The sequence below is a fragment of the Bradyrhizobium sp. Rc3b genome, from assembly GCF_900114915.1.
Taxonomy (GTDB): Bacteria; Pseudomonadota; Alphaproteobacteria; order Rhizobiales; family Xanthobacteraceae; genus Bradyrhizobium.
The window spans coordinates 475,282-492,793 of the sequence record NZ_FOUS01000001.1 but is presented as its reverse complement, the minus strand read 5'-3'; the positions used below and the strand labels follow the sequence as shown (position 1 = coordinate 492,793).

At 64.1% G+C, this 17,512-nt stretch carries 16 protein-coding genes; 13 read left to right on the top strand and 3 right to left on the bottom strand.

The window, feature by feature from the left end:
• Window positions 1-112 precede the first annotated feature (112 nt).
• The gene (locus BM190_RS02245; RefSeq protein ID WP_092251956.1) at window positions 113-1,360 is read right to left on the bottom strand and encodes an MFS transporter; all 1,248 of its coding nucleotides are present in this window, start codon (window positions 1,358-1,360) and stop codon (window positions 113-115) included.
• 195 nt (window positions 1,361-1,555) lie between these two features.
• Here BM190_RS02245 and BM190_RS02240 point away from each other — a divergent pair, with 195 nt between their 5' ends.
• Window positions 1,556-3,622 carry a prolyl oligopeptidase family serine peptidase gene (locus tag BM190_RS02240; RefSeq protein WP_177236859.1) on the top strand — a complete coding sequence of 689 codons (2,067 nt, stop codon included), beginning with the start codon at window positions 1,556-1,558 and terminating at the stop codon, window positions 3,620-3,622.
• Window positions 3,623-3,806: 184 nt separating this feature from the next.
• Here BM190_RS02240 and BM190_RS02235 read toward each other — a convergent pair whose 3' ends face one another.
• On the bottom strand, window positions 3,807-4,478 hold the full coding sequence (locus tag BM190_RS02235; protein ID WP_092251646.1) for a DUF938 domain-containing protein: 672 nt from the start codon (window positions 4,476-4,478) through the stop codon (window positions 3,807-3,809).
• Window positions 4,479-4,745: 267 nt separating this feature from the next.
• Here BM190_RS02235 and soxX point away from each other — a divergent pair, with 267 nt between their 5' ends.
• From soxX to BM190_RS02200, 7 genes are read left to right on the top strand one after another with little or no spacing between them, the layout of a single operon-like run.
• On the top strand, window positions 4,746-5,072 hold the full coding sequence (gene soxX, locus BM190_RS02230; protein WP_177236886.1) for a sulfur oxidation c-type cytochrome SoxX: 327 nt from the start codon (window positions 4,746-4,748) through the stop codon (window positions 5,070-5,072).
• A 24-nt stretch (window positions 5,073-5,096) separates the two neighbouring features.
• Window positions 5,097-5,588, top strand: a complete 492-nt coding sequence (gene soxY / locus BM190_RS02225; protein ID WP_092251644.1) for a thiosulfate oxidation carrier protein SoxY — start codon at window positions 5,097-5,099, stop codon at window positions 5,586-5,588.
• A gap of 13 nt (window positions 5,589-5,601) precedes the next feature.
• The gene (gene soxZ / locus BM190_RS02220; protein ID WP_018316825.1) at window positions 5,602-5,913 is read left to right on the top strand and encodes a thiosulfate oxidation carrier complex protein SoxZ; all 312 of its coding nucleotides are present in this window, start codon (window positions 5,602-5,604) and stop codon (window positions 5,911-5,913) included.
• Entirely contained in the window at window positions 5,913-6,776 is an 864-nt protein-coding gene (soxA, locus tag BM190_RS02215; protein ID WP_177236858.1) for a sulfur oxidation c-type cytochrome SoxA, read from the top strand. Before soxZ ends, soxA begins: the two co-directional genes overlap by 1 nt.
• A complete protein-coding gene (locus tag BM190_RS02210) occupies window positions 6,773-7,078 on the top strand; it encodes a hypothetical protein (RefSeq protein WP_018316823.1) in 306 nt (101 codons plus the stop codon). The genes soxA and BM190_RS02210 overlap by 4 nt, the downstream gene beginning before the upstream one ends.
• A 53-nt stretch (window positions 7,079-7,131) precedes the next feature.
• Window positions 7,132-8,883 carry a thiosulfohydrolase SoxB gene (gene soxB, locus BM190_RS02205; protein WP_092251642.1) on the top strand — a complete coding sequence of 584 codons (1,752 nt, stop codon included), beginning with the start codon at window positions 7,132-7,134 and terminating at the stop codon, window positions 8,881-8,883.
• Entirely contained in the window at window positions 8,880-9,338 is a 459-nt protein-coding gene (locus BM190_RS02200) for a DsrE family protein (protein ID WP_092251641.1), read from the top strand. The genes soxB and BM190_RS02200 overlap by 4 nt, the downstream gene beginning before the upstream one ends.
• A 198-nt stretch (window positions 9,339-9,536) precedes the next feature.
• Here BM190_RS02200 and BM190_RS02195 read toward each other — a convergent pair whose 3' ends face one another.
• Window positions 9,537-11,786, bottom strand: coding sequence for an ABC transporter substrate-binding protein (locus BM190_RS02195; protein ID WP_177236857.1), 2,250 nt, complete (start codon window positions 11,784-11,786; stop codon window positions 9,537-9,539).
• Window positions 11,787-12,003: 217 nt separating this feature from the next.
• Between BM190_RS02195 and BM190_RS02190 the strand changes: the two genes are divergently transcribed.
• The 5 genes from BM190_RS02190 (at window position 12,004) to BM190_RS02170 (ending at window position 17,488) form a co-directional block, all read left to right on the top strand.
• Entirely contained in the window at window positions 12,004-12,531 is a 528-nt protein-coding gene (locus BM190_RS02190) for a DsrE family protein (RefSeq protein ID WP_244550567.1), read from the top strand.
• A gap of 247 nt (window positions 12,532-12,778) precedes the next feature.
• The gene (locus tag BM190_RS02185) at window positions 12,779-13,816 is read left to right on the top strand and encodes an MBL fold metallo-hydrolase (RefSeq protein ID WP_018316818.1); all 1,038 of its coding nucleotides are present in this window, start codon (window positions 12,779-12,781) and stop codon (window positions 13,814-13,816) included.
• A gap of 79 nt (window positions 13,817-13,895) precedes the next feature.
• Window positions 13,896-14,063, top strand: coding sequence for a hypothetical protein (locus BM190_RS02180; RefSeq protein WP_018316817.1), 168 nt, complete (start codon window positions 13,896-13,898; stop codon window positions 14,061-14,063).
• Between the two features lie 294 nt (window positions 14,064-14,357).
• Complete coding sequence (locus tag BM190_RS02175; protein WP_092251639.1) at window positions 14,358-15,566, top strand: MFS transporter; 1,209 nt, start codon at window positions 14,358-14,360, stop codon at window positions 15,564-15,566.
• 203 nt (window positions 15,567-15,769) lie between these two features.
• Window positions 15,770-17,488 (top strand): N-acyl-D-amino-acid deacylase family protein, encoded by a 1,719-nt coding sequence (locus tag BM190_RS02170; RefSeq protein ID WP_092251638.1) that lies wholly within the window; start codon window positions 15,770-15,772, stop codon window positions 17,486-17,488.
• Window positions 17,489-17,512 lie beyond the last annotated feature (24 nt).

The window sequence follows — 17,512 nt, the reverse complement described above, 5'->3', positions numbered from 1 at the left end:
AAGACGTGGATGGCCGGGACAAGCCCGGCCATGACGACATCTAAATGGCCCTTACCTTAAAATCACTTCGACCTGGATCGAAGTATCAAGGTTGCTGACAGCCTCCTGCCAGTCAGATCGCATCCGGGAACTCGCCCATCGCCGCCTCCAGCCGAGCCTTGCGGCGGCGGGCCCAGGAGACCAGCGAGAGCACGGCAAGGCCCAGCACCACCGGCGGGAACACCACCAGGTTCACCGCCGACCAGCCGTAGCTGGCGAGCAATTGCCCGGAGGAGAACGAGCCGATCGCCATCATGCCGAACACCAGGAAATCGTTGAAGGCCTGCACCTTGTTGCGCTCCTGCGGGCGGTGCGTCTCCAGCACCAGGGCGGAGGCGCCGATGAAGGAGAAATTCCAGCCGACGCCGAGCACGATCAGCGTGGCCCAGAAATGCATCGCGGTGAGACCGGAGAGGCCGATGCCGGCAGCGCCCGCCTCCAGCAGCAGGCCGGCGGCCACGACTTTCGGTGCGCCGAAGCGGGCGATCAGCGCGCCCGTGAAGAAGCTCGGCCCGTACATCGCGACGATGTGCCATTGAATGCCGAAATTGGAATCGGACACGGACAGGCCGCACATCTTCATAGCGAGCGGCGCCGAAGTCATGACGAGGTTCATCATGGGATAGGAGATGATGCCGCACAGCGCCGCGGCGATGAAGCGCGGCTGGCTCACGATGGTGAGCAGCGGCCGGCCACCATGCAGATCGGCCGGTGCGGGCTTGGGCATATCGACGCCGGCGACGATGCCCATCGCGATCAGCGCCACGGCGGCCTGCACCAGGAAGCTGAAGGCGAACAGATAAGGCTGCCAGACGTCCATGGTCCATTGCACGAGCTGCGGACCGAGCACACCGGCGAACACGCCGCCCGCCATCACCCAGGACACAGCCTTCGGCCGGTAGGCCGCGCTGGCGCCGTCGGCGGCCGCGAAGCGATAGGATTGCGCCACGGAGCCGTAGAGGCCGCCGAGGAAGGTCGCGATGCAGAACAGCGCGAACGAGCCGTGCAGGATCGCGAACGAGCCGAGCACGCCGGTGAGCGTGCCGAGAGCGGTGCCGATGACGAAGGCCGCGCGGCGGCCGAAGCGGTGCGAGATCGCGCCGGTCGGCAGCGTTCCGGCGGCGAGTCCGACCACATACATCGAGATCGGCACCGTCGCGAACGACATGTCGGGCGCGAGCGTGGAGCCGACGATCGCGCCGGTAGCGAAGATCACCGCCGAATTGGCACCGGTCAGCGCCTGGGCTGCAGCCAGGCGCACCACATTGGCGCGCACGCGGGCGTCGTCGGCGATTGCATGGGCAGAAGTCACGTCAAGCATCGGCTTTTTCTGCCCGAACGGGCTCAAGGGCTTGTTGATTCCCGGCACTATGGAGGGACGCGAGTGGCCGGACAACCGGCGCAAACGGGCGCTGGCCATGCCTCTGACGCAATCGGTGCGATCATAGCAGGCCGCGCACTTGACGGCTTGCGCTCGATCAAATCCTATCCGCCGCGATTTTTCGGAGATTCGTTCATGACCGTCGACGACAGGCCCACGCTCAGCGCTCCCGACGACGATCCCTGGCTCTGGCTGGAGGAGATCGAGGGCACGCAAGCGCTCGATTTCGTCGAGCGGCAGAACCAGCTGACGCTCGCGGCGTTCGGCGGCAAAGCCTTCGGGCATGACCGCGACATCCTCGCAGCGATCTATGATCGCCCCGACAACATTCCCTATGTCAGCCGGCGCGGCAGCGACCTGCACAATCTCTGGAAGGACGCTGCCAACCCGCGCGGCCTGTGGCGGCGGACCACGCTGACGGAGTTTCGCAAGAGCAATCCTGCGTGGGAGACCATGCTGGATATTGACCAGCTCGCAGCGCGCGAAGGCGAGGATTGGCTGCTGAGCGGGATCGCCACGACGCCGGGAAGCTCGCGCGCCATTTTGAGCCTGTCGCGCGGTGGCAGCGACGCCGTGACCTTGCGGGAATTCGACCTCGTTGCGAAGAGCTTCGTGGCGGACGGCTTTACACTGCCGGAAGCCAAGGGCGGCGCGGACTGGCTCGATGCCGATACGCTGCTGCTGTCGAGTGCCCATGGCGAGGGTATGGTGACCGACTCCGGATACTCGCGGACAGTTCGCCTGTGGCGGCGCGGCCAGCCGGTCGATCAGGCCGAGATGATCGCCGAGACCACCGCCGATCACATGATGATCTATGGCGGCGCCGACGACACCGGACCTGAGCCGCGGGTCTGGATCGTCGAGCAGATCGACTTCTTCAATCACGCGGTCTGGCTGCGCGATGCTGCCGGTCGCATGACCAAGCTCGATCTGCCGACCGGCATCTGGCTGCAGGCCCATGGCGACTGGTTCGCGATGAAGCTGCGCAAGGACTGGACGGCCGGCGGGCGGACCTACGCCACCGACACCGTGCTCGGCATCTCACTGTCGGCGTTCCTGAACGGCAGCCGCGATTTTGCGGTGCTGTTCGAGCCGGCGCCGCGGCGCGCTTTGCAAGGCCTGTTCTGGGCGGCGGGCAAGCTCGTGCTGTCGATCCTCGACGAGCTGCGTCCGCGCTTTGAGATCTGCACGCCATCCGCCACCGGCTGGAGCCGCGAGACGCTTGCCGGCCTGCCGCAAATCGGCGTCGTCGACGTCTGGCCGCTCGATCGTCATCCCAGCGAGAGCAACGGCGATCTGCTCGCCAATGTGCAGGATCCACTCACCCCGCCGTCACTGCTGTTGATCGAGCGCGACGTCGCCAGCCCGATCGTCCTGAAGCAGGCGCCGAAGACGTTCACCGCCGACGGGCTCGTGGTGACGCAGCACGAGGCGGTCTCTGTTGACGGCGAGCGCATTCCCTATGTCCAGACCGGGCCGGCAGGCGAGACCGGCGAGGCGCCGGTCTATATGAGCGCCTATGGCGGCTTCGCCCATTCGGTGAAGCCGTACTACAATTCCTCGCTCGGCAAGCTGTGGCTGGAGCGCGGCGGCACCATTGTGCAGGCGAACTTGCGCGGCGGCGGCGAGTTCGGCACGCGCTGGCACGACGCCGGCCGCCTCGCCGGCAAGAAACTCTCGCACGACGATTTCGCCGCGGTTGCGGCCGATCTCGTCCGCCGCGGCGTGACGCAGCCGAAGCGCATTGCGGCACAGGGCGGCTCGAACGGCGGCATCCTCATCACCAACATGCTGGTGCGCTACCCCGAGCACTTCGGCGCGCTGTTCTGCACCATCCCGCTGATCGACATGCGCCGCTACACGAAACTGCTCGCGGGCGCGAGCTGGATCGCGGAATACGGCGACCCCGACAAGTCCGAGGAATGGGAGTGGCTGAAAACCTACTCGGCCTATCACAACGTGAAAGCCGGCCAGACCTATCCGCCGATCCTGATCGCCACCACAAGGCGCGATGACCGCGTTCATCCCGGCCACGCCCGCAAGATGACGGCCAAGCTGCAGGCCATGGGCTATGAGGCCTGGTTCTACGAGCCGGAAGCCGGCGGCCACGGCTACGGCAAGGACAACAGGGAACGCGCCGGCTTCGAGGTGCTCGGCTTCCGGTTCTTGAAGGAGAAGATCGGGTGGAGGGAAGAAGGGTGATGGGACTCGTTTGGTCGGTGCAGACCAAGGCCGGCTCTTACCTCTCCCGCTTGCGGGAGAGGTCGACGCGCTCGAAGAGCGTGGCGGGTGAGGGTTTTCTCCTCTGGGGGATGTCCCGTTGCGGAGACACCCTCTCCCCAACCCTCCCCCGCAGGCGGGGGAGGGAGCACACCTTCCGAGTCGCTTACCGCTCGAACACCAGCGTCAGATTGTTCGCGGGCATGTCGATCGTATCGACGAGGCGAAGGCCCGCGCCGCGCGCGAGGAGCTCGACATCGCTGATGTCGCGCACGCCCCATTCGGGATTGCCTTCACGCAAGGAGGTGTCGAACACCGCATTGCTGAGCGCGGTGTGCTTGCCGTCGCGCTTGAACGGGCCATAGAGGAACAGCTTGCCGTCGGGGCGTAAGTAGCGGCCGGCGCCGGCGAACAGGCCCTCTGCCACGGCCCAGGGCGCGATGTGAATGACATTGGCGCAGAACACCGCCGCAAGGCTCGTCGGCGCCCGTCCGCTTTTCATCTCCTCGCACCAGTCGGGATCGGTGAGATCGATCCGCAGGGGGCTGCGGATGTTCGCGAGGCCTGTATGGACGCGCCAGGCCTCAATGCTCTTGAGGTGGCGCTGGTTGAGGTCGCTCGGCCACCAGATCAGGCCGGGCGTGTGGCGGGCGAAATAGACCACGTGCTGGCCGGTTCCGCTGCCGAGCTCGACCACGTTGCCGGTCAGGCCAGCGAGGTGCTTTTCCAGCGCCGCCCAGATCGGCACATGGTTGCGATGGAACGCCGGTGCATCGAGCCGTCCATCCGGCTCGACCCGCCCGCCATCCCTGCCAAATTCGACGACATATTCAGCCAAGTCAGTCCCCAATGAATGCGAAACAGAAAAGACGGCCCGTAAGGGCCAAACGCCCTAGAATAATTTGCTAGTGTCAACCTGTTAGGATGAACAAACTATCTCATCGGTTGCAATGCGCGGGATATTAACTCCATTTTGCCGCGTGCATAGTCTTGATTGTCAGGCGATGCCCTTTGTGCTTTGGAACGCTTACATTTCCGCAAACGAGATCATCGACATAACGCTTGGGACGATGCCTTGACCGCCTTTCCTTGCAAGCTTGCCGTCCTGGTGGCGCTGGTCCTCTCCACCGGCGCGGCTGTGGCTCCAGCGCGGGCACAATCCGCTGTCGCCGACGGCCAGAAGCTCGCCTTCGATCGCGGCAAGGGCAATTGCCTGACCTGCCACGTCATCAAAGGCGGCGACCTGCCGGGAACAATCGGGCCGGAACTGAAGGACCTCAAGGCCAAATACCCTGATCGCAACGAGCTCACCGCGATCATCTTCGACGAGACCAAGCGCAATCCGCAGACCATGATGCCGCCGTTCGGCCGGAACCGGATTTTGACCGAACAGGAGATCAGCGCGATCGTTGATTTCCTGCAGACGCTGTAACGGCCGGCTGCCAGGAGATTTGAGATGACCACGACCACCGGCCCGCTTGCGACAAGGCGCCTGATCCTTCAGGGCGCGGCCTCTGTCGCCCTGCTCGGCCTTGGCAATCTGCCGTTCGCGGCCACGCCCGCGCGCGCCGCGGCCAACGACAAATATCCGGAAGAGGCCTTCAAGCAGAAGAACGAGGCCGACGCGATCAAGGCGCTCTATGGCAAGACCGCAGAGCCCTCCGACAAGGTCAAGCTGGATGCGCCCGAGATCGCCGAGAACGGCGGCGTCGTGCCGGTCTCGGTGACGACGACGCTCGACAAGGTGAGCTCGATCTCGTTCCTCGTGACCGAGAACCCGTACGCGCTCGCAGCGTCCTACAAGGTCGCCGACGGCACCGTTCCGGGCGTCGCCAACCGGCTGAAAATGGCCAAGACCACCAAACTGGTCGCCATCGTCGAGGCTGACGGCAAGCTCTACAGCGCGACCAAGGAAGTGAAGGTCACCGTCGGCGGCTGCGGCGGCTAGGAGGATCGGTCCGATGGCATCAAGCATTCGCGTGCGCGCAACATCCAACGGCGACATCACCGAGGTGCAGGCGCTGATCCAGCACCCCATGGATACCGGCCTGGTCAAGGATCCCAAGGGGGAGCTGATCCCCGCGCACTACATCCAGCAGCTGAAATTCGAATGTAACGGCAAGGACGTCTTCGTCGCCGATTGGGGCACTGCGGTCTCCAAGGACCCCTATGTGAAGTTCAGCTTCAAGGGCGCCAAGAAGGGCGACGACCTCAAGATCTCCTGGACCGACAACAAGGGTGCGTCGGATACGACCACCGCGAAGATCGCGTGATGAAGACCCGGTCTGCATTGCTGCTTGGCTCGCTCAGCGCCGCACTCGTTGCGTTCGCCCTCACCTCTCCGCGCGTCGTCGCGGCCGACAAGGTCGATCCCGTTGCCGACGCCAAGGCGTTCCAGAACTTCTTCTTCCAGAAGTTTCCCGACGTAAAGCACGAGGACTTCGTCAACGGTCCGTATTCCATGAACGCGGACATGAAGCGGCAGTGGCAGGAGAAGGAAGAATTCCCGCCTTACGAGTTCGCGCTCGACGCCGGCAAGGAGATGTTCGCCACCCCGTTCAAGAACGGCAAGACCTATGCCGATTGCTTCCCCAATGGGGGCGTCGGCATCCGCCAGAACTATCCCTACTTCGACGAGAAGGAAGGCAAGGTCGTCACGCTGGAGCTCGCGCTCAACCGCTGCCGCGAGGCCAATGGCGAGGCGCCCTACTCCTACGTCAAGGACGAGATGGCCTCGCTCACCGCCTACATGGCCTTCACCTCGCGCGGCAAGCCGATGGACATCAAGATTCCCGACGATCCCCGTGCGCTCGCGGCATTCGAGAACGGCAAGCGCTACTTCTATACGCGGCGCGGCCAGATGAATTTCTCCTGCGCCAGCTGCCATGTGCAGAGCCCGGGCGAGCGCATCCGCGCCGAGGTCCTGGCGCCGGCGCTCGGCATTTTGAACGCGATGCCGATCTACCGCTCCGAATGGAGCGGCATGGGCACCACCAGCCGCCGCTTCGTCACCTGCAACAGCCAGACCCGCGCGGTTCCGCTGGAGCCGCAATCGGACGAATATCGCGACGTCGAATATTTCCTGTCCTATGTCGCCAACGGCCTGCCGATATCAGGACCGGGAGCGCGGCCATGAAGCGGTCACTTCCCCTCGCCATGCTGCTGGCGTTCGGCCTCGCGACCGCGGCGCGCGCGGCAAATGAAGCGGACTACAAGGCGGCCTATGCCACCGCGGAAGCCGCATCGAAGGAGGCTGCCGGCTTGCGCAACCAGTGGACCGTGACCGTCTCGACCCTGGCCGCGGCCAAGAAAGCGGCGGATGGCGGCGATTTCGACCGCGCCACCGCCGCGGCCAGGGAGGCCGAGGCGCTGGCAAAGGCGTCGATCTTCCAGGCGGCGTCCGAAAAAGAAGCCTGGAAGGCGATGGAAATCCGCTAGACTGGCCTGAACTGAAACAGTCTTGCGACATTGAGGGCGCGGAGAATTTTGGTATGGCGATCCGCCGCCGCGATTTCCTGAAGAGCGCAGGCCTTGCCGCTGCATCGCTCAGTCTGCCGCGGCTTGCGCGGGGCACTGAGTCCGCGAGCATTTACGACCTTGAGCGCTTCGGCAACGCGCGCATCCTGCACATCACCGACACGCATGCGCAGCTCAACCCGGTTTATTTCCGCGAGCCCAGCATCAATATCGGCGTCGGCGAGATGGCCGGGCGGCCACCGCATCTGGTCGGCCGCGCCTTTCTCGATCGTTTCGGCATCCGTCCCGACAGCGCCGATGCCTATGCCTTCACCTGCGTCGAGTTCGAGAAGTCGGCAGGCCGCTTCGGCAAGCTCGGCGGCTTTGCCCATCTGAAGACGCTGGTCGATCGCTTGCGTGGCGATGTCGGCGAGAAGCGTTCGCTGCTGGTCGACGGCGGCGATCTCTGGCAGGGCACCGGGCTTGCCAACGTCATGCAGGGCCGCGACATGGTCGAGGTCGCCAATCTGCTCGGCATCGAAGCGATGACCGGGCATTGGGAATTCACCTATGGCGAGCAGACGCTGCGCGACAATCTCGAGCGCTTCAAGGGCGAGTTCCTGGCGCAGAACGTGTTCCTGACCGAGGAAGCCGCGTTCAACGACGCTCCCGCCTTCGACAAGGCCACGGGACGCGTGTTCAAGCCTTCGATGATCAAGGAGATCGGCGGTCACCGGGTCGCGATCGTCGGCCAGGCCTTCCCCTACGTGCCGATCGCGCACCCCAAGCGGTTCACGCCGGACTGGACCTTCGGCATCCGCGAGGAGGAGTTGCAGAAGCATGTCGATGCCTTGCGCGGCACCGACAAGGTCGACGCCGTCATCCTGCTGTCGCACAACGGCATGGATGTCGACCTCAAGCTCGCAAGCCGCGTCACGGGCATCGACGTCATTCTCGGCGGCCATACCCATGACGCCGTACCGCAGCCGATTGCCGTGAAGAACGCCGGCGGGACCACGCTCGTCACCAATGCCGGCTCCAACGGAAAATTCCTGGCCGTGCTCGATCTTGCGATCGACAAGGGCAAGGTCAGCGACATTCATTATCATCTGCTTCCTGTTTATTCCGAGCTGCTGAAGCCCGACCCCGGAATGGCCGAGCTGATCGGCCGGCTGCGCGCGCCGCACGTGACCGACTGGTCGGCAAAGATCGCAACGCCTGACCGCCTGCTCTATCGGCGCGGCAATTTCTCCGGGCCCGTCGACGAGCTGATCTGCACGGCGCTGCGCACCGAGCTCGATGCCGAGATCGCGCTGTCGCCGGGGTTCCGCTGGGGCGTCACCGCGCTGTCGGGCCAGGCGCTGACCATGGAGGATCTGCTCACGGAGACGGCGATCACCTATCCCGAGACCTATGTGCAGGAGATGACAGGCGCCCAGATCAAGGACGTGCTGGAAGACGTCTGCGACAATCTCTTCAACGCCGATCCCTATTATCAGCAGGGCGGCGACATGGTGCGTGCCGGCGGGCTCAGCTACACCTGCACGCCGACCGCCGCGATCGGCGGCCGCATCTCGGAAGTGAAGCTCCATGGCGGCAAGGCGCTCAGCGCCAGCCACCGCTACAAGGTCGCAGGCTGGGCTTCGGTCAACGGCCAGCAAGGCGCGCCGGTGTGGGACGTCGTCGGCAAATATCTGCGCTCGGGCCGGATGTTCCAGGAGCGGCTCGGCTCCGGCGTGACGCTGAAGGGCGTCGAGGACAATCCGGGCATTGCGGGACAAGGATGATGCGGGCGCAAATGTTTCGCGCGATGCTACTGACGCTGCTGGTCCAGGCCGCGATCCTGCCAGCCTTGGCGCAGCAGGTGCAGCTTCAGGACAAGCCGTTCGCCGAGCACAAGATCGTGCTGCAGCTTTCCGACGGTGATGCGAAGAAGCAGGCGCTGGTGCTCAGCGTCGCCAATAATCTCCTGAAGGCCTACGACCCCGACAAGATCGCGATCGAGGTCGTCGCGTTCGGTCCCGGCGTCGATCTCCTGCTGTCCGGCAGCGAGCGCCGCAAGCAGGTCGAAAGCCTGATCGCGCAAGGCGTGCGCTTCGACATCTGCCTCAACACGGTGGATACGATCGAGCGCGAGACCGGCAAGCGGCCGGAGTTCATCCAGGCGGCGACGCCGGTGCAGGTGGGCGTCGGGCAGATCCTCTTCCTGGCGGAGAATGGCTACACGCTGGTGCGGCCGTAGGGGGGGCGTCCCGCCGAACACTCCCCTGTCGTCCCTGTCTAGGGCGTGTACCCAATCCGCCCGGCGGACGACGTCCGCATGACCGTCGGAAACAGACAAAGGAGGCGCGCTTGGTCATGTCGGCCAAGGACCAGATCCGGACTCATGCTGCGAATTTCAAGAAGGTGTGGCGGACCCGGCGAGGTATCCACGCTTGCCTCACACGGCATAACGCCGGTAGAGCACAACGATTACAGCGAGTACCGTCCCGGCATAAATGATCCGCGCTGCGTGATCCAAAACAATAGCGGCGCGCTTTCGGCCGGCGTCTCGAAGTTTTTCATGTTTGTAGCCCGCCAATATCGTCATCAGGCATAGTATGAAGAAAATGTAGAACATCTCTTCGACGACCACCGTGTATCCGACATCGCCGACCTGGCTGGCGACCGTCACGAGCAGCACCGCGCTCGCCAGGATCGAGGTCACTGGAATCGTCACGCGTTCACGAAACATGGTTTCGGGAAAGAACAGGGTCGCGAACACGACGAGCACGAGCAGAAACAGCGGCAATAGGTTCTTCAGCATGTAGATGGCGGAGCTGCGGCGCAGCATGATGGTCGCATCGAAGCCTGCGAATTCCGTCATTGCCTCGGCACCAAACGAGGACGCCTTTCCGAGCGTCGATCCGCTGGACTGAGATTCGACGAAATAGTTCAGTCCGAGAAATCGCCAGAGCTGAAGTCCGGAATAGGCCCCATCCTCGGCCCGCGAGCTTCCGTCGCCGGCGAGGCGCAAGCCGAACCGATCGATGACATAGGTGATGAGTTCCCGCCGCTGCTCCGTGTTCTGGAAACGTAGACGCAATTCCTGCGTGTCGAACGGATAATCATGGAGATCGAAACGGGCTTTGAAATCGCCGTTGATTCGATAGAGCCGATAGCTCAGGCCGTCTTCCTGTCCAATCTGAATCGGCCGAGCCGGATCGAACGCCCCGCGATCCAACAGGGCCGGGAATTCGACGTGCGTCTGCGCCTCATCGTCTCCGGCGAACCGCATCCAGAGATAGAAGTCGACGTTGAACGAATTTTGCTTCACGTCGACCCGGCTGACGCGAATGATGTCGATGCCGGTATAAACGACGCGCTGAATCCAGTAGTGTCGGTCGCCGAACGTGACGACATGGCCCTTCTCTCGTTCCGCGGCGAGATCGATTCCTTTGGGCTGATCGATGCGCACGAGTTGCAGCGGCGCAGTGACGAACAAACCGTAACGGAAGAAACCCAGTCGAATCGGGCGCGGAATGTCGCGGTTCGCGTTGAAATAGAGCCGCCCAGTCAGCCCGACGACCGCCGATTTCGGATCGTTGATCGCGGCGAGCGCGACGCGCACACGGTCGCGATCTGCGACCTTGCTGTCGGATCGTTTCTGAATTCCCTGCCCCATAAACCGGGGATGTACGGCAGCTCGTTTTAGCGCATCGATCATCAGGCGCGCAGCGTCATACGAGCCGCCGGCAACCCAGCTTGGCAAGGTTCCCGCTTTCGCTTTGTAGTCGGCGGCAAAGACCTGCGCTGCCACGCCGGCACTGTCGAACATCAGCGAGGAAGCAGCATACAGATTCTCGCTGAAGAAACCCGGCTGCGCTTTTTCCTCGGGCTCATTGGCGAAATTCTGCAAATAGCTTTCGCGGGCTGCGGCTTGGGATGCAATGATCATTCCCTTGATACCGCGGCGGCGGAGCGCCTTGACGATGTCTGCGCTAAAATCGGTTGCCGCGCCGACGACAATAACACCGGGCCCGGGCTCCTGCGCGGCAGCGTCCAGCGCCTCATCCGTCGATCCGATCTCACCGGCTGCGACGTCCAGTCCGAACACACGCAACTGCTCCGCCGGATAGGCCGTCGCAAATCCATGCTCAAAACTCTTGCCGTAGGAATCGCGCGTGTGAACGAGACGGACTTTTGGCTCCCTCATCACGGCGCGCAGATGTTCCGCGATCGAGCGCGCCTGTACGGAGACCGGCGACAGCGCACGAAAATAATATTCACTGTTGTTTGTCAGATCGTCGGCAGCCGAGCTTCCCGTGAGTGCCGGTATCCGCGCATCCTTGTATATCGGCGCCGCCGCGAGCGACGCGGAGCTAAGATAATGTCCGAGCACAGCGACGCACGGGCTGTCGGCAATCGCCTGCGCATTCGCGCGCGCCACAGCTGGATTGCTTGCGTCGTCGAACAGAACGAGCTCAATCAGCCGTCCGTTGACACCCCCCTTGGCGTTCACCTCGTCGATTGCAAGCTGCGTAGCGACCAGGCTTTCCGCCCCGATCGGGGCGGACGGGCCAGAGAGCGAATTGGCGAACGCGATGCGAATAGGCTCTGGGCGCGTCCAGAGGATGGCGGCCCAGGCGACAGCAAGCACCAGGACCACGCCTGCAACAACGGCAAGCCACACTATCGGCCGCTGCTTCATCGTCGATCCTCGCATCGGTCGGCATAAGCCGAGATTCGTCAGATCGAAGCCTCAATCAGGCCGAGATTGCCGCCGCTAACAGCGTTTTTCAAGCCCGCCCCATCGCCACCGGCCGTCCGCTCACGTCCGGTCCACCCTGATAAGCCGACGAGAAGCGGCTTGGCCCCGGTGTCACGCTGAAGGGCGTCGAGGACAATCCAGGCATTGCGGGACAGGGATGATTCGGGGTCCGATCTTTTGCGCGCTGATGCTGGCGCTGCTGGTCCGGGTCGCGATCCCAACGGCCTCAGCGCAGCAGGTACCGCTGCAGGACAAGCCGTTCGCCGAGCACAAGATCGTGCTGCAACTCTCCGACGGCGACGCCAGGAAGCAGGCGCTGGTGCTCAGCGTCGCCAATAATCTCCTGAAGGCGTACGACCCCGACAAGATCGCGATCGAAGTGGTGGCGTTCGGCCCCGGCATCGATCTCCTGTTGTCCAGCAGCGAGCGTCGCAAGCAGGTCGAAAGCCTGATCGCGCAAGGCGTGCGCTTCGACATCTGCCTCAACACGGTGGATACGATCGAGCGCGAGACCGGCAAGCGGCCGGAGTTCATCCAGGCCGCGACCCCGGTGCAGGTGGGCGTCGGGCAGATCCTGTTCCTGGCGGAGAATGGATATACGGTGGTGAGGCCCCTGAGGGGGCGCTGCGCTCCCGCGTCGCACTCAGCTCTCGTCCCTGCGAACGCAGGGACCCATACCGCGTGATCTCTCGATCGCGGCGGCAGGCGCACCGAACGGCTGGTCTTCGCCAAACTCCACCCTAGGGTTATGGGTCCCTGCATTCGCAGGGACGACACTGAACTTGTGGGACGGCCATCGCGTCCAATCGGAGATTCGATCTTGCAAAGCAAAATCTTCCAAAACTTGCGATCCGCCCAGTGAATTACTTCTCTTTCCGGCCCGAAACGTAGTAGAATCCTCGAAGCCAGTTCCACCGCCGGACTTTCCCGCCATGATCTTCCGCCAGCTCTTCGACAGCGTTTCAGGCACTTATAGCTACGTCCTCGCCAGCCGCCCCGGCGGCGAGGCGCTGATCCTCGATCCCGTGCTTGAGAAAGTCGACCGCTACTGCCAATTGCTGCGCGAGCTCGACCTCAAGCTGGTCAAGGCGGTCGACACTCATCTGCATGCCGACCACGTCACCGGCCTCGGCGAGCTGCGCGACCGCACCCATTGCATGACCGTGATGGGCGACCAGACCAAGGCCGACGTGGTGGCGATGCGGGTCGCCGACGGCGACAAGGTGACGATCGAGGGCCTGTCGCTCGACGTGATGTACACGCCCGGCCACACCGACGATTCCTATTCCTATTTGATGGGCGATCGCGTCTTCACCGGCGATACGCTGCTGATCCGCGGCACCGGCCGCACCGATTTCCAGAACGGCTCATCGCGCGCGCAATACGAATCGATCTTCAACCGCCTGCTCAAGCTGCCGGACGAGACGATGGTATTCCCGGCGCACGACTACAAGGGCGACACCGTCTCCACCATCGGCGAGGAGAAGCGCTACAACCCGCGGCTCCAGGTGCGCTCGGTCGACGAATATATCGAGCTGATGGCCAATCTGAAGCTGCCCAATCCGAAGATGATGGACGTGGCGGTGCCCGCCAACATGCATGTCGGCCTGCATCAGGAGGAGCTGGAGAAGGAAGGCCGCGCGCTCAGCGCGGTCGAGGCGATCCGCATTCTCGGCCGGCCCGACATGCTGCTGGTCGATCTGCGCGAGACCAACGAGCGGATGAAGCACGGCATGCTCGAAGGCGCGCTGCATACGCCCTATCCGTCCGTCGAGGAGAGCCTCAAGCCCGGCGGCATGCTGCGCGAGGTCGCCGCCGCCACCGGCCGCCGCATCGTGTTCTTCTGCGCCTTCGGCGAGCGCTCGGCGATGGCGGTGGCCGCCGCCAAGGCGGCCGGCCTTTCCAACACCGCCCATATCGCCGGCGGCGTGGATGCCTGGAAGAAGGCGGGCGGGCCGCTGGTGCACTGACGGCCCGCTTGCGATAGGTCAGAAACTACACATATGTTCCGTATAGGATCGGATGCAGCATCACCATCCGGGAACAGCCATGGCCAAGATCGGCAAGCCAAGCGAGCCGCCCAAAATCGCTGACAAAAAGCGGGCGGAAGACAAGGTGAAGATACCGCCGCCTCCTCTCGATGACGACGACTACGAGGACGGCGACATCGCGACGCCCAAACGCGACCGCTACGGTCCGGATGACGACCCGTTGTGAGGGCGGCCCCAAACTCCGCTGTCGTCCCTGCCTAGTGCGCAATTGCGCACGGGGCGCAGGGACCCGTAGCCACAAGGAGGAGTTTTGCGGAGATCGTCGTTCGGCACTTCAACCGATCACAATCGAGACATCACGCGGTATGGGGGTCCCTGCTTTCGCAGGGACGACGGCGTGGAGGCACCTCAACGCGCTCTTCTACCACCCGCACTACCTGCCATGCGCCTGCGTTCATGGACAAATAACCGCTCTCCCCGATAGTTTGCGCGCCTTCCAGGGAGTGAAACCGGAATTGCAATGGTCGACGTTCTCGCCGCACCGCAGCAAGGCAAGGCGGACAGCGCGCTACGCACGCTGACCGGAATCTCGATCGCGCATTGGGTCAGCCATTTCCATCTGCTGGTCCTGCCGATGCTGTTCCCTTTCCTCAAGGCGCAGCTCGGCGTCGGCTATATCGAGCTCGGCTTCGCGCTCACCGTGTTCGCGGTGGTGTCCGGACTGACGCAGGCGCCGACCGGCTATCTCGTCGACCATTTTGGCGCGCGGCGAATCCTGCTGGCCGGCCTCACGCTCGGCGGCTTCGCGCTGATCCTGCTTGGTCTGCACCTCAGCTACGCCTCACTGATCGCCTGCGCCGTGCTGCTGGGCCTCGCCAACAGCGTCTACCACCCCGCCGACTACGCGATCCTGGCCGAGCACATGGACGAGGCACGGATGGGCCGCGCCTTCTCGATCCACACCTTTGCCGGGTTTCTCGGCGGCGCGGTGGCGCCCGCGATCGTGGCTGCACTCGTCACCCTGTCCGGCGGCGTCGGCGCGCTGATCGCCTCGGGTGCGATCGGCATTGCGGTGGCGATGCTGCTGCTCGTCATGAACATTCCCGACGCCGGCGCCAGCAAGAAGAAACCGGGCACGGAGAACGCACCGAAGCAGGCTGTCATCACGCCGGCGCTGATCGTGCTGACGGCGCTGTTCATGCTGCTCAGCCTCTCGGTCGCCGGTATCAACAATTTCGGCGTTGTCGCGCTGATGAGCGGCTATGGCACGTCCTATTCGGCCGCCAACGTCATGCTGACGGCATTCCTTGGCGCCAGCGCCGCCGGCGTGCTGGCCGGCGGTTTTCTCGCCGACCACACCGAACGCCACGGCTATGTCGCCGCGGCCTGCTTTGCCGTGAACGCGGCAATCGTGCTGCTGATCGCGCTCGTGACGCTGCCGGGTTGGGCGCTGACTGCCGCGATGACGCTCGCAGGCTTCCTCTCCGGCGTGATCGCCCCCTCGCGCGACATGCTGGTGCGCAACGCAGCACCTCCCGGCGCCGCGGGGCGCGCCTTCGGCATCGTCTCCACCGGCTTCAATCTCGGCGGCATTATCAGCCCGCTACTGTTCGGCTGGATCATGGATCAGAGCGCACCGCACTGGGTGTTCGGCGCGTCGGTGATCTTCATGGTCGCGACGGTGGCGCTGTCGCCGTTCACGGAGCGGAAGCGGGCCAAGGCAAATTGAGTCGCCGGTATCGCCACAAATTGAGCTGTCGTCCCCGCGAACGCGGGGACCCATAACCACAGGGAGAATTTGCGGCAGGAGGTGGTCACTCCGAGTCGTCGCAAAACATCTCCCCGTGGTTATGGGGCCCGGATCTGCGCGCGCTTAGGGCGCGCTTGTCCGGGACGACGACAAGAAACAAGAAACAAAACGGGAAGAAACACATGAACAATCCTGATCTGGTGATCCGCGGCGGCACCGTCGCGGACGGTCGCGGCGGCGAGCTGTTCGAGGCTGATGTCGCCATCACCGGCGGGAAGGTCAGCGAGGTCGGCAAGGTCTCTGGCAAAGGTGCCGAGGAAATCGACGCACGCGGAAAGCTGGTGACGCCGGGTTTCGTCGACGTGCACACCCATTACGACGGCCAGGTCACCTGGAGCCAGGACATCACGCCGTCCTCGCAGAACGGCGTCACCACCGCGATCATGGGCAATTGCGGCGTCGGCTTCGCGCCGTGCAAGCCCGCCGACCACACCCGCCTGATCCAGCTGATGGAAGGCGTCGAGGACATTCCCGAGCCTGTCCTGAGCGCCGGCATTCCCTGGGCGTGGGAGAGCTTTCCGGACTACATGAACTGGCTCTCCAAGCGCGATTTCGACATCGATGTCGGCGCGCAGCTGCCGCATGCGGCGCTACGGGTCTATGTCATGGGCGAGCGCGGCGCACGCCGCGATCCCTCGACCGCCGAAGACAATGCCGCAATGGCCAAGCTCGCGGGCGAAGCGGTGCGTTCCGGCGCGCTCGGCTTCTCGACCTCGCGCACACTCAACCACCGCACCTCGACCGGCGACTTCACGCCGACCTTGAAGGCCGGCGAGGACGAGCTCACCGCGATCGCCGGGGCGATGCACAGCCAGGGCCGTAGCGTGCTGCAATTCGTGCTCGATCTCTCCACCATCCACGAAGATTTGCCGATGATGCTGCGGGTGGCCGATGCCACAAAGTGCCCGATCTCGTTCTCGATCACGCAGAACGACAGATCGCCAAACCGCTGGCGCCAGACGCTGGACGAGATCAATGCGGCGGCGAAGCGCGGTCTCTCCATCACCGCCCAGATCGCGGCGCGCCCGGTCGGCCTGCTGCTCGGGCTCGAGCTGTCGCGCAATCCGTTCCAGACCCATCCGAGCTACAGGGCGATCGCGCATCTTCCCTTGAAGGAGCGGCTGGCACGGCTGCATCAGAGCGATGTGCGCAAGGCAATCCTGAGCGAGACGGCAACCGCCACCGACGATCCACTGTTCTTCCGGCCCAACTACGACAAGATGTTTCTGCTCGGCGATCCCCCCGATTACGAGCAGCCGCCGGAGAACGCACTGGGGCCGCAGGCGCGCAAGCAGGGCCGTCAGCCGGAAGAGCTCGCCTATGATGCGATGCTGTCGGACGAGGGCCGCGGCATGCTCTACGTGCCGTTCCTCAACTATGCCGACGGCAATCTCGACGCGACCCGCGAGATGCTGATCGACCCGCAATCGGTGCCGGGCCTGTCCGACGGCGGCGCGCATTGCGGCATCATCTGCGATGCGAGCTTCCCGACCTATCTGCTGACGCACTGGACGCGCGACCGCACGCGCGGCGAGAAACTGTCGATCCCGTTCGTGGTCGCGGCGCAGTCGCGCAAGACCGCACTCTCGGTCGGCCTCACCGATCGCGGCCTGATTGCGCCCGGCTACAAGGCCGACGTCAACGTGATCGACTATGACCGCCTGCATCTGCATCCGCCGAAGGTGCACTACGATCTGCCGGTCGGCGGGCGGCGGCTGTTGCAGGACGTCGACGGCTATGAGGCGACGATCGTCTCAGGCGTGGTGACGCGGCGACACGGCGAGGCCACGGGCAGGCGGCCGGGGAAGTTGATTCGTGGGGCGCAGGGGCTCGCGAGCTAGCGGCGTTGTTGCTTACCCTCCCCT